The following is a 21,487-nucleotide window of genomic DNA, read 5'->3' as shown; positions in this document are numbered from 1 at the left end:
AGCGGCGTCGCTGACACGACATCAGATTCCCGCCCCTCCCTGATCCCGGCCAGGTCCAGCCCTGCCCCGGCCCCGTCCGTTCCCAGGCGCCGACGCTGTCCCTGTCCCTGAACCACGCTTGTCCTCCTCACCCCGCGATCCTCCACATATCCGGGGCCGGCCTCGCTGCCTCCCCCCGGGGAGGTCACCCTGGCCGGATGGACGACCTTCTCATCCCGCACCCGATCCCCCACGACGCCCCGGAACTGCTGTCCCTCCCCCACCTGCATCTGCGCACGCGGCCGGAGCTCGCCGCCATGGGGATGAGCACGCGCCAGCTGGACCGGAAGCTCGCGGCAGGGGAGATCATCCGGCTCGCACACGGCATCTACGGGACGTCGCAGACACCGGGGCCCATCATCCGGGCCCTGCAGAGCAGGCAGCTCCTCACCTGCATCTCCGCGCTGAGCCTCCTCGGCTTCTGGCAGATCCGCGACGAGAAGATCCACGTCGCCCAGCTCCGCGCGGGAAGCCGCTCGGCCCGCGCCCGCCACCGTTCCGGGGTCGTGCTGCATGATCCGGCACCACGACGCATACCCGGCTCGAAGCTCTTCGTCCCGGTCCCCGACGCGCTCGAGCACGTCATCCGATGCCGCGGAGTCGAGGACGGCGCGATCGAGCTCGAGTCGGGGCTGCGCCGGGGGCTGATCACCCGGGACGATGTCGAGCAGGTCCGCTCCGCGCTGCCGCTGCGGCTCGACCGCGCCCTGGGCGAGCTGCGCTGCGACGCCGACGCCGGTACCGAGACGAAGACGCGGCGCTTCTTCGAGCGTCGCGGCGTCGAGGTGCGCGCCCAGGTGGAGTTCCTGGACGGGATGTGGCGTGTGGACCTCCTGGTGGGCGACTGCCTCGTGGTGGAATGCGACAGCCTCGAATTCCACACCGGGGTGGAGGAGTACGACCGGACGTACCGCAAGCGGCTCGACCTCCAGGCCCTGGGCATGGTCTACGTGCAGCTCACCTATGAGCAGGTGATGATCGACTGGGAGCGGACGAGCCGCATGCTGGGCGCGATGCTGGATCGACGGGAGCACCGCACGCGGCGGCGGACCGTCGCGTGATCACCGGGACCGGCAATGTGCTGTCGCCGCAGCGACATCACCCGGAGCAGAACGTCGATCCCGGTCATGAGACGACAGCAGATTCCCGGCCCGGCATCGGTCCCGCGCCGGCCCGGTCGACCCGGCGCGTGGACGCAGGGCGGAACGGACCGGCGCGGGACCGCGCGGCGGGGGGATCAGACCGCGGCGGGGACCTCCGCGGCCGCGCGGACCTGGAGGGTCGCGGCGACGAGGTTCCTGAGGCTCGCCTCGGTCTCGGCGTAGCCGCGGGTCTTGAGGCCGCAGTCCGGGTTCACCCACAGGCGCTCGCCGCCCACGACACGGCGGGCGCGGGTGAGCTGCTCGGCGATCTCCTCGGTGGAGGGGACGCGCGGGGAGTGGATGTCCCACACACCGGGGCCGATGCCGCGCGGGAACGCATCGGGGTCGATGGCCTCGAGGATCTCGCCGCGCGAGCGGGCCGACTCGATCGAGGTGACGTCCGCGTTCAGCGCGTCGATCGCGTCGACGACCACGTTGAACTCGGAGTAGCACAGGTGCGTGTGGATCTGCGTGGCCGCCTGCACTCCCGCGGTGGACAGGCGGAAGGAGCGCACGGACCAGTCGAGGTAGTCGGCGTGGTCGCGCACGCGCAGCGGCAGCAGCTCGCGCAGGGCCGGCTCGTCGACCTGCACGATCCCGATCCCGGCGGCCTCGAGGTCCGTGACCTCGTCGCGCAGGGCCAGGCCGACCTGGTCGGCGGTCTCGCCCAGCGGCTGGTCATCGCGGACGAAGGACCAGGCCAGGATGGTGACGGGGCCGGTCAGCATGCCCTTGACGGGACGCTCGGTCAGGGACTGCGCGTAGGTCGCCCAGTCCACCGTGATGGGGGCGGGGCGGTGCACGTCGCCGAAGAGGATCGACGGGCGCGTGCAGCGCGAGCCATAGGACTGGACCCAGCCGTGCTCGGTGGTCGCGAAGCCCTCGAGGTTCTCCGCGAAGTACTGCACCATGTCGTTGCGCTCGGGCTCGCCGTGGACCAGGACATCCAGGCCCAGCTCCTCCTGCAGCGCGATGATGCGGGCGATCTCGTCCTTCATCGCCTGCACATAGGCGGCGTCGTCGATCACGCCCTTGCGGTGCGCGGCACGGGCCCTGCGGACCTCGGCGACCTGCGGGAAGGAGCCGATGGTGGTGGTCGGCAGCTCGGGGAGGCCCAGCGCCTCCTGCTGGGCGGCGGCGCGCAGGGCGTAGTCCTCGCGGTCGGCATCGGCCGCGGTGACCTGGGCGGCGCGCTCGCGGACGGCCTCGACGCGGACGCCCGCGAAGGTGCGCGGGGTGGAGCGCGGACCGTCGACCGAGCCGGGCTCGACGCCGCCGGCGGCGAGCTCGACGACCTCCTGCACCTTCTGATCGGCGAAGGCGAGGGCGTCGCGCAGCGCGGGGTCGAGAGCGGTCTCGCGGGTCACGTCGTGCGGGACGTGCTGGAGGCTCGTGGAGGTGCCGACGACGACACCGCCCGTGCCGCCGGCCTGCTCGAGGCGGGAGGAGAGCTCGGCGACGCGCGCGGCGGCGGTGCCGAGGTCGGCACGCCAGATGTTGCGGCCGTTCACGACGCCCGCCACGAGCTGGGTCGCCCCGGCGCCGACGAGCTCGGAGACCGCCGGGATCCGCCCCTTGACGAGGTCGAGATGGAGGGCCTCGACGCCGCTCGCGAGCAGCGCGGGGACGAGTCCCTCGGGCTCGCCGTAGCCGGTGGTGACGAGGATCTGCGGGCGATCCCCCTGCGCGGCGAGCAAGCCGAGGGAGCCGGGGATCAGCTCCGCGAGCTGCGCGGCGGTCAGGCGCTGGTCCGCGGACAGCGCGGGCTCGTCGATCTGCACCCAGGCGGCGCCGGCGGCCCGCAGGCCGGAGAGCAGCTGCGCGTACACGGGCACGAGCTCGGCGAGGCGGGTGATCGGGTCGAAGCCCTCGGGGGCGTCGTCCGCGGCCTTCGCGAGCAGCAGCAGGGTGATCGGGCCGACGACGACGGGGCGCACGCTGCGGCCCGCATCGGCGGCCTCCTGCGTCCATCGGATCAGCTGGTCGCCCGCGAGATGGAAGGCGGTGTCGGGACCGATCTCCGGCACCAGGTAGTGGTAGTTGGAGTCGAACCACTTGGTCATCTCGAGCGGGGGACGGTGCTCGTCGCCGCGGGCGAGGACGAAGCTGGAGGCCAGGGAGATGCTCCCGTCGGCCTCGACGAGGTCCGCGAAGCGGGAGGGCAGGGCGCCCACGGCCACGGCGGCGTCGAGGACCTGGTCGTACCAGGAGAACGACTCGGGGATCGCGCCCTCGCCGGCGAGGCCCAGCTCGGCGAGGCGGTCGGCGGTCGCGGCGCGGAGGGCGCGGCCGGTCTCCTCGAGGGCGGACAGCTCGCTGCGGCCGGCCCAGTAGGACTCCTCGGCCTTCTTGAGCTCGCGGTCCGGGCCGATCCGCGGATAGCCGAGGATCGTCGCGGCGGGCAGAGCAGAGGTGCTGGTCATCTGAGGTCTTCCTTCATGGGGTGGTGCGGACCGCGAGCGGCCCTGGCGGGGTCTTCCGGGCCGCGGCGGGCTCGGCGGGTCGTGCTGGTCGGGGGCGGCCGGTTGTCCGGGCCGATGGCGGCCGGATCGTGCGGGCCGCGATCAGCCGGGTCCTCAGGCGCTGACGGGCGAGGACGCCCATCGGCCCAGGTCCACCTGCTCGAGCACGCCGAGCGCGTCGACGTGCTCGTTGAAGGTGAACAGGTGGACGCCGGGGGCGCCGTCGTCCAGGACGGCGCGGATCAGGCGGGTGCTCGCCGCGATGCCGATGCGCCGCCGCTCCTCGGGGCTCGTGGCCGTCTCGAGGGCGTGGAGGTGCGCGGCGGGGGCGTGCACGCCGGAGAGCTCGGCGAAGCGGGTCAGGCGCCGCACCGAGGTCATGGGCACGAAGCCGGGGATGATGGGGATCGTGACGCCCGCGCGACGGGCGCGGCGGACCAGGTCGGAGTACTCGGCGGGGTCGAAGAACGCCTGGGTGATGGCGAAGTCCGCGCCGGAGCGCTCCTTGGTCACGAGCACCTCGATGTCGTGCTGGTGGCTGGGCGACTCGGGATGGCGCTGCGCGTAGGTGGCGACGCCGATGGCGAGGCGGCCGGCGGCGAGCGCTGCGGTTTCCTCCCGTTCGATGCGGCGGATCAGCTCGACGAGGTAGCGGGCGAAGGGGAACTCGTCCTCGCGCGTGTCGTAGCCGGGAGGGATGTCGCCGCGCAGGGCGAGGATGCCGCGGACGCCGCGCTCCAGCAGGTCCCGGATCGAGCCGGACAGCTCCTGGGTGCTCGAGCCGACGCTCGTGAGATGCACGAGGGGACGCAGGCTGGTCTCGGCGAGGATGTGGTCCACGAGCTCGAGCACGCGCGGGAAGTTCCCGCGCGCGGAGGCACAGGTGACGGACACGTAGTCGGGGCGGGTCGCCTCGAGGGCGGCGACGGCGCGCTGGACCTTCTCCCAGGACGCCTCGCCCCGCGCCGGGAACAGCTCGTAGCTCAGCGCGGGCTGCGGGCGGCGGCGAGCGGGCGCGGCGGCGCTCGGCGCCGGGGCGGCTCCGGGGGGCGTGGGCGGTGCGGTGACGGGCATGCCAGGGAACATATGCGCCTCCCGTCCGGTTCCTCACGGATCATGACGGAGCGTGAATCGTGCAGGGCGGCGGGCCGCGACCGCGCGCCGCGGGAGTTCACGGGAGGACTCGCGAGGACTCGGTCCGTGTGATTGCCTGGGGGCCCGACGTCACAAGGAGTCGTGAATGGACTCGCATCCTGCTGGACCCGTCGGCTCCGCGCTCCCGGCTCCCGCGGCCTCCCCGCCCCTCTTCCCTGCCGCCCTGTGGGAGCCGCTGCCACGACCTGCGGACCGGGGCGCGCCGCTGCGCATCCCGCGGGCCGCGGCCGCTCCGGAGGTGCTCCCGGCCGGGGCCCGGCTCCGCGAGGGGCCGCAGGTGCTGGGCCCGGCGTCCGCGGAGGGCATGCTGCTGGTCCGCTTCCGGCACAGGGCGCCCGAGGCGAGGGCCGTGGCCCTGCAGGCCAGCGGCTGGTGGCGCGTCGACCCGGTCGACGCCTGCGATCTGCAGGCCGCGGGCAGCTCCTGGTGGGAGGGCACCTTCGTCGTGCCTGCGCAGTGGCGTGCCACCTACGCCTTCCTCGAGCACCTCGGTCCGGGCGATCCCCCCTGGTGGAAGGAAGGTCTGAGGCTGCCGGCCGCACGGTGGGGCACCGGCCCGGGAGAGGCCGCCGGGGCGGCGGTGCGTCTGAGCCATGGGGCGGTCCGGGGCGGGCGGCGCCCTGTGGTCTCGCTGCCCGATGACGGCCCCTTCGGTCCGGTGACGGGCCGGGTCTCCCCCACGCTGCACACCCTCGAGCGCGGGGCGGAGGAGCCGGCGGTGCACCTCTGGATCAGCGAGAGCTCCGGTCTCGGCTCCCTGGAGGCGGTCGCGCGGGCGGCGGCGGGCGGTCCGGGCGGTCCCGGCTCCGCGGCCCGGGCGGTCGCCGAGCTGCCGCTGCTGATCGTGCTGGACGGGTTCGACCATGCGGACCGTCTGGGGACCCCGGCTCGTCTGGAGCGCGCCGTCCGGGAGCGGGCGCTGCCTCCGCTCGTGGCGGTGTTCGTCGACTCAGGGCCCCGGCGCGCCGAGGTGCTGGGCGTCCCGGGCGGGCATGCGCGGTGGATCGCGGAGGTCCTGCTGCCGCGGCTGCGGGAGAGGGGCCTCGGCGCCGATGCGTCGCGGACCGTGATCACGGGGTCGAGCTTCGGCGGCCTCACCTCGCTGTTCGCCCTCGCCCTCGCCCCGGGGCGGATCGGGGCCGCGATCGCGCAGTCGGTCTCGCTGTGGCGCTATCCCGAGGGCGCGCTCCTGGCGCCGCTGCGGGAGGCCACGGCGGGGCGGGGCAGTCGGCTGCGCCTGCAGGCCGGCACCTTCGAGGGCACGATGGCCCAGGACGCGGAGCGCCTCGTCGCGGCGCTGCGGGCGGGCGGCGCCGATGCGTCCCTCGAGGTCGTCCCCGGCGGGCACGACTGGGCGTGGTGGCAGCCCCTCGCGCTGCGGGAGCTCGCGAGGCTTCTGCGCTGAGGGCTGTGGACCCGGAAGCGCGGGCCGTCGCCGACGCGGTGACGGCTGCGTCACACGTGGCCGCCGGGGTTCGCAGGATCCCGAGCCGGCGCTACCATAAGGCAAGCCTTACCTTTCGTAATTATGAGGAGACTTCCTTGCGTATTGCCCGCCGCTCCCTCGGCCTCTCGGCCCTCGCGCTGACCGCGGCGCTCGCCGCCTGCTCCTCCTCGACCGACGACGCCCCCGCGGGCGGCTCCGCCGGCGACGCCTCGGACGGCGGCGGCACGACCGCGCTGCCCACGCAGGATGACGTCTTCCCCGTGACCGTCCCCCATGCCTTCGGCGAGACCACCGTGCCGACGAAGCCGGAGCGCATCGTCTCCCTCGCCTGGGCGAACCACGAGGTCCCCCTCGCCCTGGGCGTCACCCCCGTCGCCATCAGCCTCACCACCTGGGGCGATGACGACGACAACGGGATCCTCCCCTGGACCGAGCAGAAGCTCGCCGAGCTCGGGGCGCAGGCGCCGATCCTGCTGGACGACTCCACGAGCGTTCCCTTCGAGCAGGTCGCGGACGCCGCCCCGGACGTCATCCTCGCCTCGTACTCGGGCCTCACCCAGGAGGACTACGACACGCTCACGAAGATCGCGCCCGTGATCGCCTACCCCGAGGTCGCCTGGGGCACCTCGCTCGAGGACATGATCACGCTCAACAGCGCGGCGATCGGCCTGGCCGGCTCCGGCCTCGCGCTCATCGAGGACCTCCGCGCCCAGGTGCAGGCCGCCCTCGAGGCGCATGCGGCCCTGGACGGGAAGAAGATCCTCTTCGCCTACCTCGACGCCGCGGACCTGAGCCAGGTCGGCTTCTACACGACCCACGATCCCCGCGCCGGCTTCCTGCAGGGCGTCGGCCTGCCCCTGCCGAGCATCGTGGAGGAGGAGTCGGCCGGGACGACCGAGTTCTACGTGACCGTCAGCTCCGAGGAGGCGCAGCGCTTCGAGGACGTCGACGTGCTCGTGACCTACGGCGACGACCCGGCGATGCTGCAGACCCTCCAGGCCGATCCGCTGCTCTCGAAGATCCCGGCGATCGCCGCGGCCGCGGTCGCGATCCTGCCCACGGGCCCGCTCGCGGCCTCCGCGAATCCGACCCCGCTGTCGATCCCGTGGGGCATCGGCGACTACTTCGACGCGCTCGCGGGCGCGGTGCGGTGACGACCTCCCTGGCTCCGGCGCCCGCGTCGCCCGCCGCCGGCCTCCGGCGGCACGCGGCGACGCGGCTGCTGTGGCTGGGAGCCATGGTCGTGCTCCTCGCGGTGCTCATGGCGGCGTCGGTCTCGCTCGGGGTGCGCGACGTGTCCGCGCACGACATCCTCGCGGGGCTGCGCGGGATGGACGGGACCATCTCCCAGGCCGCCGTCGTCACGCGTGTGCCCCGCACCGTGCTCGCGGCCCTCGCCGGGGCGGCGCTGGGGCTCTCCGGCACGGCCATGCAGGCGGTGACCCGGAACCCGCTCGCGGACCCGGGGATCCTCGGCATCTCCGGCGGCGCCTCCCTCGCCGTCGTGATCGGCCTCGTCTTCCTGGGCATCGGCGCTCCGCTGCCGCAGAGCGGTCTCGCGATCCTCGGCGCCGCGCTCGCGGCCGTGTTCGTGTACACGGTCGGATCGCTGGGCCGCGGCGGTGCGACCCCGCTCAAGCTCGCCCTCGCGGGAGCCGCGACCACTGCCGCGACGAGCTCGCTGGTCAGCGCCGTGCTGCTGCCGCGGATCGATGTGATGACGACGTTCCGCTTCTGGCAGATCGGCGGGGTCGGCGGTGCGACCGCCACGAAGATCTGGCTGTTCGTCCCCTTCGTCGCGGTCGGCGCCGTCATCTGCCTGGCGACCTCGCGGGGCATGAACTCGCTCGCGCTCGGCGACGAGCTCGCCTCCGCGCTGGGCGAGAACGTGGCGCGGACCCGCATGATCGCCGCGGCCGGCGGGGTGATCCTGTGCGGTGCGGCCGTCGCCGCGACCGGGCCGATCGGCTTCGTCGGCCTCGTCGTCCCGCACATGTGCCGCCTGCTGATCGGCGCCGACCACCGCTGGCTGCTGCCGCTGTCCGCTCTCGCGGGCGCCTGTCTGCTCATCGCGGCCGATGTCGCGGGCCGGCTCCTCGTCCCCGGGCAGGAGCTGGAGGTCGGGATCGTCACCGCGGTCCTCGGCGCACCCCTGTTCATCGCCATCGTCCGCCGCCAGAAGGTGCGTGAGCTGTGATCCTCGCCCCCAGCTCCTCCCGCACGAGCGGGCCCGCTGCCCCGGAGCGGCCGCTCGGCGACCCGGCCCGGATCCGTGCCGGCCGTCGTCGACGCGGACGCCGCCGGCTGCTGGTGACCGCCGCCCTCGCCCTCGCCCTGCTCGTCCTCGCCGCGGCCGCGCTCATGGTGGGCGAGACCTTCTACGCGCCCGCCGAGGTGTGGGACGTGATCCGCGGGCGGATCGTCCCCGGCGCCTCCTTCACCGTCGGCGAGCTGCGCCTGCCACGCACGGTGCTCGGGCTTCTGGTGGGCCTCGGCTTCGGGATCGCGGGCGTCACCTTCCAGACGATGCTGCGCAATGCCCTCGCCTCCCCCGATGTGATCGGCGTGTCCAGCGGGGCGAGCGCCGCCGCCTCCCTCGCGATCATCGTGCTGGGGATGGACGGCCTGCCGGTCTCGCTGATGGCGCTCGCCGGGGCGCTCGCGACCGCGATCTGCATCTGGCTGCTGTCGCACCAGGGCGGATTCGCGGGGACGCGGCTGATCCTCATCGGCATCGGCGTGGGGGCGATGCTCGACAGCGTCGTCACCTACGCGCTGTCCCGCGCGGACTCCTGGGACCTGCAGGCGGCGATGGTGTGGCTGACGGGGAGCCTCAACAACGCGTCCTGGGACCGGGTCCAACCGGTCGCGGTCGTGTGCGCGGTGCTGGTCCCGCTGCTGCTGATCCTGGGCGGGCCGCTGGACGTGCTGCGCCTGGGCGACGAGTCCGCGGCGTCCCTGGGGGTGCGGGTGCAGGCCACGCGGCTGCTCGCGATCCTCGCGGCCGTGCTGCTGATCGCCTTCGCGACCGCGGCCTCGGGACCGATCGCCTTCGTCGCCCTCATGTCCGGGCCGATCGCGGCGCGTCTCGTGGGCCCCGGCGGCTCCCTGCTGCTGCCCGCCGGTCTCGTGGGGGCGCTGCTCGTGGTGGGCGCGGACCTCGTGGGCCAGTACAGCCCTCTGGGCCGTCTGCCCGTCGGCGTCGTCACCGGCGTGCTCGGCGCCCCGTACCTCATCCTCCTGCTGATCAGGACCAACCGTTCAGGAGGCTCCCTGTGAGCACGACCCACTCGCTGCGCACCCGCGAGCTGACCCTCGCCTACGGCGAGCGGAGCGTCGTCGAGCACCTCGACCTGCAGATCGCACCCGGCAGGATCACCGCGATCGTCGGCGCGAACGGCTGCGGGAAGTCGACCCTGCTGAAGGCCATGGCGCGGCTCATCCCCGCCGCCGGAGGGCAGGTGGTCCTGGACGGGAAGGCGCTGCAGGAGCGGCCCCGCAAGGAGGTCGCCCGCATCCTGGGCCTGCTGCCGCAGAGCCCTGTCGCCCCGGAGGGCATCGCCGTCGCGGACCTGGTGGGCCGCGGCCGTCACCCGCATCAGCGGATGCTGGGCCGATGGTCCGCCGCCGACTACCGGGCGGTCGCCGATGCTCTCGCCGCGACCGGCATCTCCGAGCTCGCCGACCGCAGCGTCGATGAGCTCTCCGGGGGTCAGCGCCAGCGCGTGTGGATCGCGATGGCCCTCGCCCAGGAGACCGACATCCTGCTGCTGGACGAGCCGACCACGTACCTGGACGTTGCCCATCAGGTCGAGGTGCTGGATCTGCTGACGGATCTGAACCACGAGCGCGGCACCACCATCGTGATGGTGCTGCACGATCTGAACCTCGCCGCGCGGTACGCCGACGAGCTGATCGCGGTGTGCGGCGGGGACGTCCTCGCCCAGGGCGAGCCCGGGGAGGTCATCACGGCCGCCACCGTGCAGGAGGTCTTCGGCCTCGACTGCCGGGTCATCCCGGATCCGCTGACCGGGAAGCCGCTCGTGCTCCCGCGGGGACGGCATCACGTGGCCTGAGATCGAGGATCCCTCGAGCCGCGTCCTCCGGCCGGGTCGCCGGCGTCCGCTCCGCCCGGCGATCCCCGCGGTTCCGATATGATGATTCCATCATGCCGCTATCTGATGCCCAGCGCCCTCTGTACGAGGTCAAGGCCAACCTGTTCAAGGGACTCGCCCACCCCTACCGGATCAGGATCCTCGAGCTGCTCTCCGCCGCGGAGGAGGTCACCGTCTCCGCCCTGCAGCAGGAGACCGGGCTCGAGGCCTCCCACCTGTCCCAGCACCTGTCCGTGCTGCGCCGCCACCGCCTCGTACGATCCGAGCGCCGCGGCAGCCACGTCCACTACCGCCTGGCCGACCGGCGCACCGCCGAGCTCCTCGCCGTCGCCCGCGCCCTCCTGCTGGGCATGCTCAGCAGCGACCACGACCAGCTCGCCCAGGCCCGCCGGCTCCCCGACCTTCCCGCCAGCCCGCGCCCTCTCTCCCCGGGCGAGGACGGATGATCACCGCGACCCGCCGGACCGGCCCGGGCCGGTTCGACGCGATCCTCGGCCACGCCCGCGGGCTGCTGCCCCGCGCCTCCGACTACCGCGAGCTCCCGCGCAGCTGGCGGGCCGACCTCATGGCGGGGGCGACGGTCGGCATCGTCGCCCTCCCCCTGGCGCTCGCCTTCGGCGTCAGCTCCGGCATGACCGCCGAGCAGGGGCTGATCACCGCGATCGTGGCCGGCGTGCTCGCCGCCGTCTTCGGCGGCTCGCACGTCCAGGTCTCCGGGCCCACCGGCGCGATGGTCGTCGTCCTCACCCCGATCGTCGCGACCTACGGCGCCGGTGCCGTCGGCGCCGTGACGATCCTGGCCGGGGCCCTGGTCCTCCTCGCCGGCGTGCTGCGGCTGGGCCGCACCGTCGCACTGATCCCCTGGCCCGTCATCGAGGGGTTCACCCTCGGGATCGCGTGCACGATCTTCCTGCAGCAGGTGCCGATGGTCGCCTCCGCTCGACATGCCGCCCCTGGAGAGCTGAGCACCAACGCGGCCGTCGCCGCCGCCCAGTCGCTCCTGCACGCCGACCCCTCCTACCTCCTGTGGTCGCTCGGCGCCGTCGCCGTCGTCGCGGCGAGCATGATCGCGTGCTCCCGCCTCCACCCCTCGCTGCCGGGCTCGCTGATCGGGATCGTCCTGGTCACGATCGCCTCCGTGGTCGCGGGCGCCCCGCTCGCGCCGATCGGCGCGATCCCCGCGACCCTGCCCGCGCCGGCCCTGCCTCTCCTGGATCCGGCGATGCTCGGCGTGCTGGTCCCCGCCGCGGCGACCGTCGCCGCCCTCGCGGCGATCGAGTCGCTGCTGTCCGCCCGTGTGGCGGCCGGCATCTCCGACACGGGCTCCCCTGCCCCGGACCGCGAGCTCGTGGGCCAGGGCGTCGCCTCGATCGGCGCCGCCCTGTTCGGCGGCATGCCCGCGACCGGCGCGATCGCCCGCACCTCCGTGAACGTGCGCGCCGGGGCCCGCACCCGCCTCGCCTCGATCGTGCACGCCCTCGTGCTGCTGGGCGTGGTCCTCGCCGCGACCGGCCCCGTGGGGCGGATCCCGCTGGCCGCGCTCGCGGGCGTCCTGTTCGTGACCGCCTGCCGCATGGTGCAGATCGCGACGGTCCGCGCGATCGTCCGCTCCACCCGGGCCGATGCGCTCATCTTCGCCGTCACCGCGCTGATCACCGTCTCCTTCGACCTGGTCGTCGCGGTCGTGATCGGCGTCGTGCTCGCCGCGACCGCGGCGCTGCGCAGCCTGTCCCGCTCCACCGGCGTCACCCTCGAGCCGATCACCGCGGAGCCCGCCGTCCCCGGCGACGACGAGATCCTCGCGGTCCGGTTCGACGGCCCCCTGTTCTTCGCCTCCGCGGAGAGGGTCTTCGAGACGGTGATGGGCGTGGGCCCCGTGACGGTCGTGATCCTGCGGATGTCACGGCTGGAGCAGGTCGACGCGACCGGCGCGCAGATCCTCTCCGAGATCGTCCGCGGCCTCGAACGGCGCGGCGTGACGGTCCTGATCAAGGGGGTCCGCGCCGCGCACCGCGAGCTGTTCGACCAGGTCGGCGTGCTCGGCGCGCTGCGGGACCGGCGGCATCTGTTCGAGGGCTTCGAGGACGCCCTGCTCCACGCCCGTTCGCACGTCCGTCGGGCTCGGGAGCACGGTCCCTGAGCCGCGCTCTGCCGCGACGAGGCGGAACTATTCCCCGGCGCGCGGGTGAACCATCCCACCAGCAGCGGGCCGGTTATCCCCTGGCAGGTCGGGCGCGGTGCTCCCTACACTTCCAGGGTGCAGACCACCCCGGCATCGGCCGCCCCGAGCTCCCCCGCGTCCCTGTCCCCCCGAGATCGCAGCGTCATCACGCTGCTGCTGGTCAGCGCCTTCGTCGTGATCCTCAACGAGACGGTGCTGTCCGTCGCGCTGCCGCCCATCATGGACGACCTCCGCATCACCGAGACCACCGCCCAGTGGCTGACCACCGGGTTCATGCTCACGATGGCCGTGGTCATCCCCATCACGGGCTTCCTCATGGGCCGGTTCTCGACGCGTCAGGTGTTCGCGCTCGCGATGACGACCTTCACGGTCGGCACCCTGATCTGCGCGGTCTCGCCGACGTTCCTGCCGCTGCTGCTGGGCCGCATCGTGCAGGCCTCCGGCACCGCGGTCATGATGCCGCTGCTGATGACGACCACGATGAACCTGGTGCCCCCGGCGCGGCGCGGCCGCACGATGGGCAACATCTCGATCGTCATCGCGGTCGCGCCCGCGATCGGCCCGACGATCTCCGGGCTCATCCTGTCCTTCGCCCCGTGGCGCTTCCTGTTCGTCGCCGTCCTCCCGATCGCGATCGCGGCCCTGCTCCTGGGCCTGCGCCGCATCGAGAACGTCCAGGAGTCGCACGCGATCCCCGCGGACATCATCTCGGTGGTCCTGTCCGGCATCGGCTTCGGCACCCTCGTCTACGGGCTGACCGGCATCAGCGGCGGGCACGCCGCCTCGGCATCGGCGGGCTCCGGCGTACCGCTCGCGGCGATCGTCTGCCTCGTGATCGGGGTGGTGTCGCTGACGATCTTCGTGCTGCGCCAGCTGCGCCTGCAGAAGGTGGAGCGGGCGCTGCTGGACCTGCGGACCTTCGCCTCGCGCAACTTCACGGTGGCCGTGGTGCTCATGGTGGTGATGATGGGCTCGATGTTCGGGACCATCGTCATCCTGCCGATCTTCCTGCAGCGCGTGCTGGACCTGCCCACCCTGACCGTGGGCCTGATGATGCTACCCGGCGGCCTGCTCCAGGGCCTGGCGGCCCCGCTCGTGGGCCGCCTGTTCGACCGCGTGGGTCCCCGGCCGCTCATCGTGCCGGGTCTGCTCGCCGTGACCGCGGGCATCGCGGTCCTGTCGCGGGTTCCCGAGCAGCCGTGGATGATCGTCGCGGGGCACGTCGTCATGTCCCTGGGGCTCGCGTTCATCTTCACGCCGCTGTTCACGACGGCGCTCGGCTCCCTGCCGCGCCCCCTGTACGCGCACGGCTCCGCGATCGTCGGCACTGTCCAGCAGGTCGCGGGTGCCGCCGGGGCGGCGCTCATGGTCTCGATCATGTCCCGCATCTCGCTGCGGACGATCGACGGCGGCGGCACCGCGGCGGAGGGGATCTCGCGCGGGACGTCCTTCGCCTTCACGATCTGCGTGGCGCTCGCCCTGGTCACCGTGGCCATCGCGCTCTTCGTGCGCCGGGCCCCGGAGGAGGCCGATCCCGCGCCTGCGGCCGAGGACGTCGAGCTCGCCGGTCCCCGCGCCTGACGCGTCCCCGCCCGGCCTCCCGCGGCGGGAGCCGCGAGGCGGCCGGGCGCTGTCCTGCGGGTGCGCCGCGGCGGCTCAGACGCCGATGTCGACCCGGCCCACCGCCGCGACGGGCATGACCCTGCCGTCCTCGAGCTGGTACTGGCAGCCCACGATGCCGAGCCGGCCGCTCGCGACGGCGTCGCTGATCACACGCGAGGTGCGGGTGAGCTCGCGGATCGTGGAGCGCAGATGATGGCGGCCCACGGCATCCGCGTCGATCTGCGCGGGATCCACGTAGGGGGTGTCCCGGTGCTCGATGTGCCACTCCGCCTGGACGGCCGGCTGGATGAGGCCCAGCTCGCGCTTGATCGCCGGGGTGACCTCACCGGGGGCCTCGGTGGTCTGGTCGATGGCGGCGGCGACGGCGCCGCAGGAGCCGTGGGCGAGCACGACGATGATCGCCACCCCCAGCTCCGCCACGGCGAACTCCATGGTCGCGACCGTGTTGGAGTTGGCGATCTGGCCGATGTTGCGGAAGACGAACAGGTCGCCCAGGCCGCAGTCGAAGAGGATCTCCGCGGCGACGCGGGAGTCGGAGCAGCCGATGAACGCCGCATCGGGGGCCTGGCTCGAGGAGAGCTCGTGGCGTCGGGCGGCGCTCTGCTGCGGGTGCAGGAGCGTTCCCTGCATGAATCGGTCATTGCCGGCCTGCAGCGACTCCCATGCTTCCTGGGGCGTGACCCGGGGCTCGTGCATGTGCGTGGTCCTCTCGTCGACGGATGTTCCGAGGCTCCGTCGTGACAGCGGGGACCCGCCGCCGCGCCGTCGCCGCGCTCGACGGTACTCCTCTCCCGCGGCGGCGCGCATGCTCCGTCCGTTCCCGCGACCTGCGGGGCCGAGGATCACCGGCGCGAGGGCCCGCTCACGCGCAGCATGCCCTCGCCCGCGAGGACGAGGGTCCAGGTCTTCGCGGGGATCCGCGTCCCCGCACCGGTGCGGTACGGCTCGACGTGCAGCGATGCGCCTGCAGGGGTGGCGAGCAGGGTCCCCTCGGCGCGGGCGCCGTCGGAGAACAGGATGACGGTCTCGAGAGGCTCGGAGCCCGGGGCGGCCGTGGTCTCGAGCCGGGCGCCGGGGAACAGATGCGTGCGGTCCGCGGTGATCCGCGTCATCTTCTCCGCCGGCTTCTCCATCGGCACATCGTACGGCGGCCTCAGCGCGCGCCGGGGCTCGCCTTCTCGCGGGCGCGGTCCCGGACGCTGACCAGGAGCGCGGCGAGGGTCAGGGCCATGATGAGCACGAGCGCCATGATGAAGGCCTCGAGCCAGCTGGTGCCGGACTCGGTGAGCGCGAAGATGATGCCGGGGATGAGGGCGGTGCCGATCGCGGCGCCCAGGCGCTGCCCCAGCTGGAGGACGCCTCCGGCGACGCCGCCGTAGCGGGGGTCCACAGCGTTCAGGGTGAGGGTCTGGTTCGGGGAGATGGTCATGCCCTGGCTGACGCCCATGAGCGTGAGCGGTGCGGCGAGGACCCAGAACGGGATGACGCCGGACTCCACGAAGCCGGCCATGAGCGCGACGACCAGCAGCCCCGTGAAGGCGACGAGGAAGCCGTAGATGACCATGCGCCGGCCCAGGGTGAGGACGTAGCGTCCGGCGATCTGGGAGGAGAAGGCGGCCGCGATCGAGGAGGGCAGGCCCAGCAGGGAGGCCTCGAAGGCGGTGCGCTCGAGGTGCATCTGCAGGAACAGGGGGATGATGATCCAGATGCTGGTGGCGCCCAGGAAGTAGACGGACACGATGATGATGCCGTTGCGGAAGGCGGCGCTGGAGAAGATCTCCGGATCGACCATGGGCGGGCGGCCGCTGCGCTTGTAGCGGTGCTCCCAGCCCCACCACAGCGCCAGGAGCAGCAGGCCCGCGGGGATGCACAGCCAGATCAGCGGGTTCACGCCGCGCTCGAGGAAGGGCAGCATGAGCGCGAGGATCGCGAGCGTCAGCAGCACGGTGCCGACGGGGTCGAGGTCGGGGCGGCGTCCGCGGGCCTTGTCGTCGGGAATCCACAGCAGAGCGGCGATGATCGCGACGATGCCGATGGGCACGTTCATGAAGAACATCCAGCGCCAGCCGACGTCCTCGCCGAGGACCTGGATGAGCAGTCCGCCGATCACGGGGCCGATGGCCGTGGCGACCGCGACGGTCGTGCCGAGCAGGGCGAAGGCCTTGGCCCGCGCCTGGCCGCGGAAGTGCTGCTGGATGAGGGCGACGGTCTGCGGGTTCAGCAGCCCGGAGCCGAGGCCCTGCAGGATCCGGGCGGCGTTGAGGACGCGGGTGTCCGGGGCGAGGCCGGACAGCAGCGAGCCGAGGGTGAACACGGCGACGCCGATGACGAGGATGCGGCGCCGCCCGGTCGCGTCTCCGAGGCGCCCGGCGGGCACGAGCATGATCCCGAAGGACAGGGCGTACCCGGAGATGACCCATTGGAGGCCCTCGCTGGTCGCGCCCAGGGAGTGGCCGATCGCGGTGAGGGCCACGTTGATGACGCTGACGGCGATCAGGGCCATGAACAGGGGGACGAGGAGGACCGCGAGGAGGCGGCGGCGGTGGACGGGTCTCTCGGGGAAGTCGGCCGTGGCCGCGGGATCGTTCGTCACTCGCACCAGCCTATGCCCGAAGGGAACGGGGCGACAGGTGATACCCGCCCTCCCACGGGCTGAGACGGCGGCGCCCGACGCTGGGTCCGCATCGGGGCGGCGGTGCGCCCGCACGGGGCGGGCGCACCGCCGCAGCGGCGAGGGAGGGCTCCTATGCCCCGGCCTCGACGTAGGACATGTCGTTGACGGTGCCGATGCTCCATTCCCCGTCCTCATAGGTGAGGGTGGAGACGGAGGCGTTGTGGAAGCCGGAGGTGACGGAGCTGAGGTCCGCGCCGAGGGCATCCAGCGCCAGGTAGATGGTGAGCCCGCTGGTGACGACGAGGACGGTGCCGCCGCCGTCCGAGGCCTGGGCCTCGGCGATGTCGTGCAGGGCCTTGAGGGCGCGGTCGGCGCATTCCGCGGAGGTCTCCGCGGGGACCTCCGTGCCGTCGCTGAGCGCGGCGCCGGCGTCGAGGGCCGTGGGCATGTCGAAGTCCGGCGAGCTCATGAGCTCCTCCTGGCTGCCGTAGCCGAGGGAGTTCGCGATCTTCGTCCAGTAGACGCCGTTCTTCTCGCCTTCGTAGCTGCCGAAGTTGATCTCCCGCAGGCGGGCATCGCGGGTCGGGGTCAGGTCGGAGCCGTGGGTCTCGATCACCGAGGACGCCGTCTGGAAGTGCCGGACCATGTCGGCGCAGTGGACGGCATCGATCTCGACGTCCTCGCGGCCGAGGCCGGTGCCCAGCTGGCGGGCGATCGCGACGCCGGGCTCGGTCAGCGGGGAGTCGGCGTAGCCCTGGACGCGGTCCAGGGTGTTGAGCATGGTGCGGCCGTGGCGGGTCACGAGCAGGGTGACGGCACCACGGCGCCCGTGCCCCTTCCCGTGTCCCTTGCCGTGACCGTTGCCGTTGCCCTGCCCCTTGCCCTTTCCCTTGCCGGGGTCGGCACCGGCGGGGGCGGCGAAGGCGCCGACCGCCGCGAGGCCCAGACCGCCGGCCGCGGCCAGGCTCGTACGACGGCTGACCGGAGACGTGCGCAGAACATCCTTGTCCATGGGGACTCCTTCATCGGAGGGGGCGGGGCCGGGCGGCCGCCGCTCGCCGCATCGTAGCCACAATCGGACCGCTTGGAAACCCAATGCCGACCATGTGGACACCGGAATGGCCGGTGCCCCCGATGCCTGCTCGACGGCGCAGGAGCCGCCGCACGACCGCTGTCCTCGCCCCGGAGCGGATGATGCCGGATGCGCTCCCTGCGGGAATCGGTCGCGCCGGGGACGGGTCCTGCCCGCCGCGCGCACCTCGATGCGCACTCTGCGCAGCCTCTACGTCGCCCTGGGCGGGGCGCTGATCGACCGTCGCGACGGCAGCGCTCGAGCCGTCCCGCAGGCAGGGAGCCTGCAGACGGAGATCGCGACGGTGCTCCAGGAGGTGACGCCCTGGCTGTTCGCGGTCGGCCCTGTCCGGTCCGGTCAGAGCTCGGTCGGCGCGAGCCCGTCCGATGCGCCCGCGACAGGATGAGCCCCGAGACGTCTCAGCCGCGCAGGAGGCGCTGCGCCAAGCGGGCGCGGGCGCCGCTGTACGGGGGCTGGATCAGCCGCAGCGTGTCCGGGCTCAGCGGCTTGCGGACCACCGGCTTGGCGTGCGTGAACGCCTCCAGCGACGCCCTCCCGTGATACGCGCCGCTGCCGGAGGCGCCGACTCCGCCGAACGGCATCTCGCGGGCGCCCAGGTGGGCGAGGGTGACGTCCAGCGCGAGAGACCCGGAGCGGGTCCCGCGCACGAAGCGATCCTGGACCTGCGCATCGGGCGAGAAGACGTAGGCGGTCAGCGGCGCATCCCCCGCCTCGATCCGGGCGATCGCCTCATCGGCCGAGGAGACCTCCAGCAGCGGGAGGATCGGTCCGAAGATCTCCTCGCCCATGCACGGGTCGGCGGGTCGGACACCGTCCAGGACGGTCGGGGCGACATAGCGGGCGGGAATGTCGACCTGCCCGCCGATGACGACGTGGGCCGGGTCGATGAGCGCGGCCAGGCGCTCGGTGTGGCGCTGGTTCACGATGCGCCCGTAGGCGGGGCTGTGGCGGGGATCGGCGCCGTGCTGGGCGCGGATCGCATCGCGCAGATGCGGCACGAGGGCATCGAGGGTGGCGCGGGTCGCCATCAGATGGTCGGGGGCGACGCAGGTCTGGCCGGCGTTGGTGAGCTTGCCCCAGATGATGCGCCGGGCGGCGGCCGCGAGGTCGGTGCCCTCGTCGACGAACACAGGGCTCTTGCCTCCCAGCTCGAGGACCACGGGGGTCAGATGCTCGGCCGCGGCATGCGCGACGATCTTCGCGACGGGGCCGCCGCCCGTGTAGAAGACGAGGTCGAAGCGCTCCGCGAGCAGGGCGGTGGTCTCCGGGACGCCGCCCTCGCGCACCTGCACCCACGCGGGATCGAGGTGCTCGCCGATCAGCGCGGCGAGGGCGGCGCTGCTGGCCGGGGCGACCTCGCTGGGCTTGAGGATCGCGGTGTTCCCGCCGGCGATCGCGCCGATCAGCGGCATCAGCGACAGGTTCACGGGGTAGTTCCACGGGGCGATGACGAGCACGGTCCCCAGCGGGTCGCGGTGCAGGCGGCCGCTGCCCGGGGCGAGCAGCGCGCCCAGCGGGACGGGGCGCGGGACGAGCCAGCGCCGCAGGTTCCGACGGACGTGGGCGATCTCCGCGAGGACCGGTCCGATCTCCGTGACGTCCGCCTCGACGGGATGCTTGCCGAGGTCCTCGCGCAGCGCCTCCCGCAGCGCGTCGCCATGCTCCCGCACGCCGCGCGCGAGGGCGTCGAGCGCCGCCAGTCGCGCTGCGAGGGGCCGCGTCCGGCCGGAGCGGAAGCCGGCGCGCAGGGCCGCGACCTGGGCCGCGATCTCCACCTGCGCGACGGCGGGGGCCTCGGTCCTCGCGGGACCGCCCGGGCTCGAGGACGAGGTCGGCACGGCGGACGTGGCCTGGTCCGGGGCGACGGTCGGATCGTCGGGGGACGGCGGGGTGTCGGGCACGGGTCGCTCCTTCGCCGGGCATGCCGTGGGCAGGGGATCTGACCGCTCCAGGCTAGCCCCGACGTCTGCCGCGCCGTCGCTCAGACCGCGGTGACCGCCGTCGGCGTGGAGCGGCGCTCGGGAGCGGCACCGGAGCGCCGAGGCGCGGCGGAGGAGGGGGCGGGCGCCGAGGCGCCGTCCGCCCTCGGCATGCGGCGGCCCAGGCTGCGGGCATCCCAGCCGGCCTCCTGCCAGCGCGCGAGCGGCATCGCGCCGCGGGCGTCGACGATCCGCCGCCCCGCGACGAGGGACGCCGCGTGCTGCGGGTCGAGGTCCCGGTACTCGGGCCAGGCGGTGGCGAGGACCAGGACATCCGCCCCGGCGAGCGCGCCGTCCAGATCATCGGTCACGGCGAGGCCCGGATGGGCGGCGCGGGCGGGCCGCACGCCCTGCGGGTCCGCGACCACCACCTCCGCCCCGGCCTCCTCGAGACGGGCGGCGAGCGCGAGCGCCGGGGATTCCCGGACATCGTCGCTGCCCGGCTTGAACGTCGCTCCGAGCACCGCGATCCGCGCGCCGATGATCCCGGCCCCGGTGGTCTCCCGTCCGTCCTCGAGCATCCGCGCCGCGAGGGAGAGGACGTCCTCGCGGGCGGATTCGTTGACGGTCTCCGCCGCGGTGAGCATGTCGACCACGCCGTCCGCGCCGAGCTCTCGGGCCCGGGCGCGGAAGCCGCGCAGATCCTTGGGCAGGCAGCCGCCGCCGAAGCCGAGCCCGGCGTCCAGGAAGCGTCGGCCGATCCGCTCGTCCATGCCGAGGGCGTCGGCGAGATCGTCGACATCCGCCCCCGAAGCCTCGCTGACCTGGGCCATCGCATTGATGAAGGAGATCTTGACGGCGAGGAAGGAGTTCGCGGCGACCTTGACGAGCTGCGCGGTGGCGAGATCCGTGATCATCCGCGGCACGCCGTCCTGCAGCTGCGGCGCGTACACGGCGTCGAGCGCCGCGATCGCTGCGGCGGCGGTCCCCGATCCGCTCGGATCCGAGCCGTCCGCGCCCGCCGCGCTCCCCTCGACCCCGTAGACCATGCGCTCGGGGTGCAGGGTGTCCTCGACCGCGGTGCTCTCGCGCAGGAACTCGGGGTTCCAGATGAAGCCGACCTCCGGGCAGGCGGCCCGCAGGGTGCGGGCGACCTCCTCGGCGGTGCCGACGGGGACGGTCGACTTGCCCACCACCACCTGGCCCGGGCGCAGGCTGGGCAGGAGCGAGGCCACGGCCCCGCGGAGCGCCCCCAGGTCGGTCGCGTCTCCGCCGCGCATCTGCGGGGTGCCCACGCACAGGAAGTGCACGGCGGCGCCCTGCGCGGCCCGCGGATCGTCGGTGAAGGACAGCCGTCCCGCGTCGAGCCCTTCCCGCAGGAGCTCCTGGAGCCCCGGCTCGTAGAACGGCGGCGCCCCGTCCTGGAGGGCCCGCGCCCGGGACTCGTCCCGATCGATCCCGACCACCTCATGTCCGGCATGCGCCAGACAGGCGGCATGCACAGCACCCAGGTATCCGCATCCGATCACGCTGATCCTCATCCCGGCTTCCTCTCCTCGACCCGAGCCGGCTCCCCCGGCTCATCCCCGACGATTCCTCCCTCGGGACCTGCGCGCCAGCTTCATGACAGGGTCCTCATCTGGGCCTCATCCGGGCCTCATCGGGACGGACCAGAGTGGTCCTCGCGGCGGTCCTG

The 21,487-nt window shown here is 73.5% G+C and carries 18 protein-coding genes; 10 read left to right on the top strand and 8 right to left on the bottom strand.

Annotated elements, in window-relative coordinates; genetic code table 11:
- Window positions 1–197: 197 nt before the first annotated feature.
- Window positions 198–1,100: a type IV toxin-antitoxin system AbiEi family antitoxin domain-containing protein gene (locus ACFFF6_RS12370; RefSeq protein WP_376981138.1), complete on the top strand. Its 903-nt coding sequence runs from the start codon at window positions 198–200 to the stop codon at window positions 1,098–1,100.
- Window positions 1,101–1,276: 176 nt separating this feature from the next.
- On the opposite strand, the gene metE is transcribed toward ACFFF6_RS12370, so the two are convergent.
- Together metE and ACFFF6_RS12360 are read right to left on the bottom strand one after the other, a co-directional pair.
- Window positions 1,277–3,604: a 5-methyltetrahydropteroyltriglutamate--homocysteine S-methyltransferase gene (metE, locus tag ACFFF6_RS12365; RefSeq protein ID WP_376981136.1), complete on the bottom strand. Its 2,328-nt coding sequence runs from the start codon at window positions 3,602–3,604 to the stop codon at window positions 1,277–1,279.
- A gap of 153 nt (window positions 3,605–3,757) precedes the next feature.
- Window positions 3,758–4,717 (bottom strand): methylenetetrahydrofolate reductase, encoded by a 960-nt coding sequence (locus ACFFF6_RS12360; protein WP_376981134.1) that lies wholly within the window; start codon window positions 4,715–4,717, stop codon window positions 3,758–3,760.
- A gap of 166 nt (window positions 4,718–4,883) precedes the next feature.
- On the opposite strand from ACFFF6_RS12360, the gene ACFFF6_RS12355 reads away from it, so the two are divergent.
- The 8 genes from ACFFF6_RS12355 to ACFFF6_RS12320 all read left to right on the top strand — a co-directional run bounded on the left by ACFFF6_RS12355 (window position 4,884) and on the right by ACFFF6_RS12320 (window position 14,123).
- Window positions 4,884–6,203: an alpha/beta hydrolase-fold protein gene (locus tag ACFFF6_RS12355; RefSeq protein WP_376981132.1), complete on the top strand. Its 1,320-nt coding sequence runs from the start codon at window positions 4,884–4,886 to the stop codon at window positions 6,201–6,203.
- A gap of 137 nt (window positions 6,204–6,340) precedes the next feature.
- Entirely contained in the window at window positions 6,341–7,399 is a 1,059-nt protein-coding gene (locus ACFFF6_RS12350; protein ID WP_376981130.1) for an ABC transporter substrate-binding protein, read from the top strand.
- Window positions 7,396–8,442: a FecCD family ABC transporter permease gene (locus ACFFF6_RS12345; RefSeq protein ID WP_376981128.1), complete on the top strand. Its 1,047-nt coding sequence runs from the start codon at window positions 7,396–7,398 to the stop codon at window positions 8,440–8,442. Before ACFFF6_RS12350 ends, ACFFF6_RS12345 begins: the two co-directional genes overlap by 4 nt.
- A 71-nt stretch (window positions 8,443–8,513) precedes the next feature.
- Window positions 8,514–9,524, top strand: coding sequence for a FecCD family ABC transporter permease (locus ACFFF6_RS12340; RefSeq protein ID WP_376981155.1), 1,011 nt, complete (start codon window positions 8,514–8,516; stop codon window positions 9,522–9,524).
- A complete protein-coding gene (locus ACFFF6_RS12335) occupies window positions 9,521–10,321 on the top strand; it encodes an ABC transporter ATP-binding protein (protein WP_376981126.1) in 801 nt (266 codons plus the stop codon). Before ACFFF6_RS12340 ends, ACFFF6_RS12335 begins: the two co-directional genes overlap by 4 nt.
- Before the next feature lie 92 nt (window positions 10,322–10,413).
- Window positions 10,414–10,806, top strand: coding sequence for an ArsR/SmtB family transcription factor (locus ACFFF6_RS12330; protein ID WP_376981124.1), 393 nt, complete (start codon window positions 10,414–10,416; stop codon window positions 10,804–10,806).
- A complete protein-coding gene (locus ACFFF6_RS12325; RefSeq protein WP_376981122.1) occupies window positions 10,803–12,500 on the top strand; it encodes a SulP family inorganic anion transporter in 1,698 nt (565 codons plus the stop codon). Before ACFFF6_RS12330 ends, ACFFF6_RS12325 begins: the two co-directional genes overlap by 4 nt.
- Before the next feature lie 117 nt (window positions 12,501–12,617).
- The gene (locus ACFFF6_RS12320; RefSeq protein WP_376981120.1) at window positions 12,618–14,123 is read left to right on the top strand and encodes a DHA2 family efflux MFS transporter permease subunit; all 1,506 of its coding nucleotides are present in this window, start codon (window positions 12,618–12,620) and stop codon (window positions 14,121–14,123) included.
- A gap of 75 nt (window positions 14,124–14,198) precedes the next feature.
- Here the strand turns inward: ACFFF6_RS12320 and ACFFF6_RS12315 are convergent, their stop codons facing one another.
- The 4 genes from ACFFF6_RS12315 to ACFFF6_RS12300 form a co-directional block, all read right to left on the bottom strand.
- On the bottom strand, window positions 14,199–14,861 hold the full coding sequence (locus ACFFF6_RS12315; RefSeq protein WP_376981118.1) for a carbonic anhydrase: 663 nt from the start codon (window positions 14,859–14,861) through the stop codon (window positions 14,199–14,201).
- Window positions 14,862–15,007: 146 nt separating this feature from the next.
- On the bottom strand, window positions 15,008–15,298 hold the full coding sequence (locus ACFFF6_RS12310) for a hypothetical protein (RefSeq protein WP_376981117.1): 291 nt from the start codon (window positions 15,296–15,298) through the stop codon (window positions 15,008–15,010).
- A gap of 20 nt (window positions 15,299–15,318) precedes the next feature.
- On the bottom strand, window positions 15,319–16,758 hold the full coding sequence (locus tag ACFFF6_RS12305) for an MFS transporter (RefSeq protein WP_376981115.1): 1,440 nt from the start codon (window positions 16,756–16,758) through the stop codon (window positions 15,319–15,321).
- A gap of 151 nt (window positions 16,759–16,909) precedes the next feature.
- Entirely contained in the window at window positions 16,910–17,791 is an 882-nt protein-coding gene (locus ACFFF6_RS12300; RefSeq protein ID WP_376981113.1) for a histidine phosphatase family protein, read from the bottom strand.
- A gap of 250 nt (window positions 17,792–18,041) precedes the next feature.
- Here ACFFF6_RS12300 and ACFFF6_RS12295 point away from each other — a divergent pair, with 250 nt between their 5' ends.
- Complete coding sequence (locus ACFFF6_RS12295; RefSeq protein ID WP_376981111.1) at window positions 18,042–18,257, top strand: hypothetical protein; 216 nt, start codon at window positions 18,042–18,044, stop codon at window positions 18,255–18,257.
- A gap of 13 nt (window positions 18,258–18,270) precedes the next feature.
- Here the strand turns inward: ACFFF6_RS12295 and ACFFF6_RS12290 are convergent, their stop codons facing one another.
- Window positions 18,271–19,773: an aldehyde dehydrogenase family protein gene (locus ACFFF6_RS12290; RefSeq protein ID WP_376981109.1), complete on the bottom strand. Its 1,503-nt coding sequence runs from the start codon at window positions 19,771–19,773 to the stop codon at window positions 18,271–18,273.
- 80 nt (window positions 19,774–19,853) lie between these two features.
- Window positions 19,854–21,332: a UDP-glucose dehydrogenase family protein gene (locus ACFFF6_RS12285; protein ID WP_376981107.1), complete on the bottom strand. Its 1,479-nt coding sequence runs from the start codon at window positions 21,330–21,332 to the stop codon at window positions 19,854–19,856.
- Window positions 21,333–21,487: the final 155 nt, after the last annotated feature.

Source organism: Brachybacterium hainanense, assembly GCF_042434575.1.
GTDB classification, from domain to species: Bacteria; Actinomycetota; Actinomycetes; order Actinomycetales; family Dermabacteraceae; genus Brachybacterium; species Brachybacterium hainanense.
Note: the sequence above shows the minus strand (reverse complement) of the source record. Positions and strands in the feature narration are given on the sequence as shown.

Bases quoted from the DNA above. Each gene is read 5' to 3' on its own strand.
- ACFFF6_RS12370 (WP_376981138.1), top strand. From the start codon at position 198: ATGGACGACCTTCTCATCCCGCACCCGATCCCCCACGACGCCCCGGAA.
- metE (WP_376981136.1), bottom strand. From the start codon at position 3,604: ATGACCAGCACCTCTGCTCTGCCCGCCGCGACGATCCTCGGCTATCCG.
- ACFFF6_RS12360 (WP_376981134.1), bottom strand. From the start codon at position 4,717: ATGCCCGTCACCGCACCGCCCACGCCCCCCGGAGCCGCCCCGGCGCCG.
- ACFFF6_RS12355 (WP_376981132.1), top strand. From the start codon at position 4,884: ATGGACTCGCATCCTGCTGGACCCGTCGGCTCCGCGCTCCCGGCTCCC.
- ACFFF6_RS12330 (WP_376981124.1), top strand. From the start codon at position 10,414: ATGCCGCTATCTGATGCCCAGCGCCCTCTGTACGAGGTCAAGGCCAAC.
- ACFFF6_RS12325 (WP_376981122.1), top strand. From the start codon at position 10,803: ATGATCACCGCGACCCGCCGGACCGGCCCGGGCCGGTTCGACGCGATC.
- ACFFF6_RS12315 (WP_376981118.1), bottom strand. From the start codon at position 14,861: ATGCACGAGCCCCGGGTCACGCCCCAGGAAGCATGGGAGTCGCTGCAG.
- ACFFF6_RS12310 (WP_376981117.1), bottom strand. From the start codon at position 15,298: ATGGAGAAGCCGGCGGAGAAGATGACGCGGATCACCGCGGACCGCACG.
- ACFFF6_RS12300 (WP_376981113.1), bottom strand. From the start codon at position 17,791: ATGGACAAGGATGTTCTGCGCACGTCTCCGGTCAGCCGTCGTACGAGC.
- ACFFF6_RS12295 (WP_376981111.1), top strand. From the start codon at position 18,042: ATGCGCACTCTGCGCAGCCTCTACGTCGCCCTGGGCGGGGCGCTGATC.
- ACFFF6_RS12285 (WP_376981107.1), bottom strand. From the start codon at position 21,332: ATGAGGATCAGCGTGATCGGATGCGGATACCTGGGTGCTGTGCATGCC.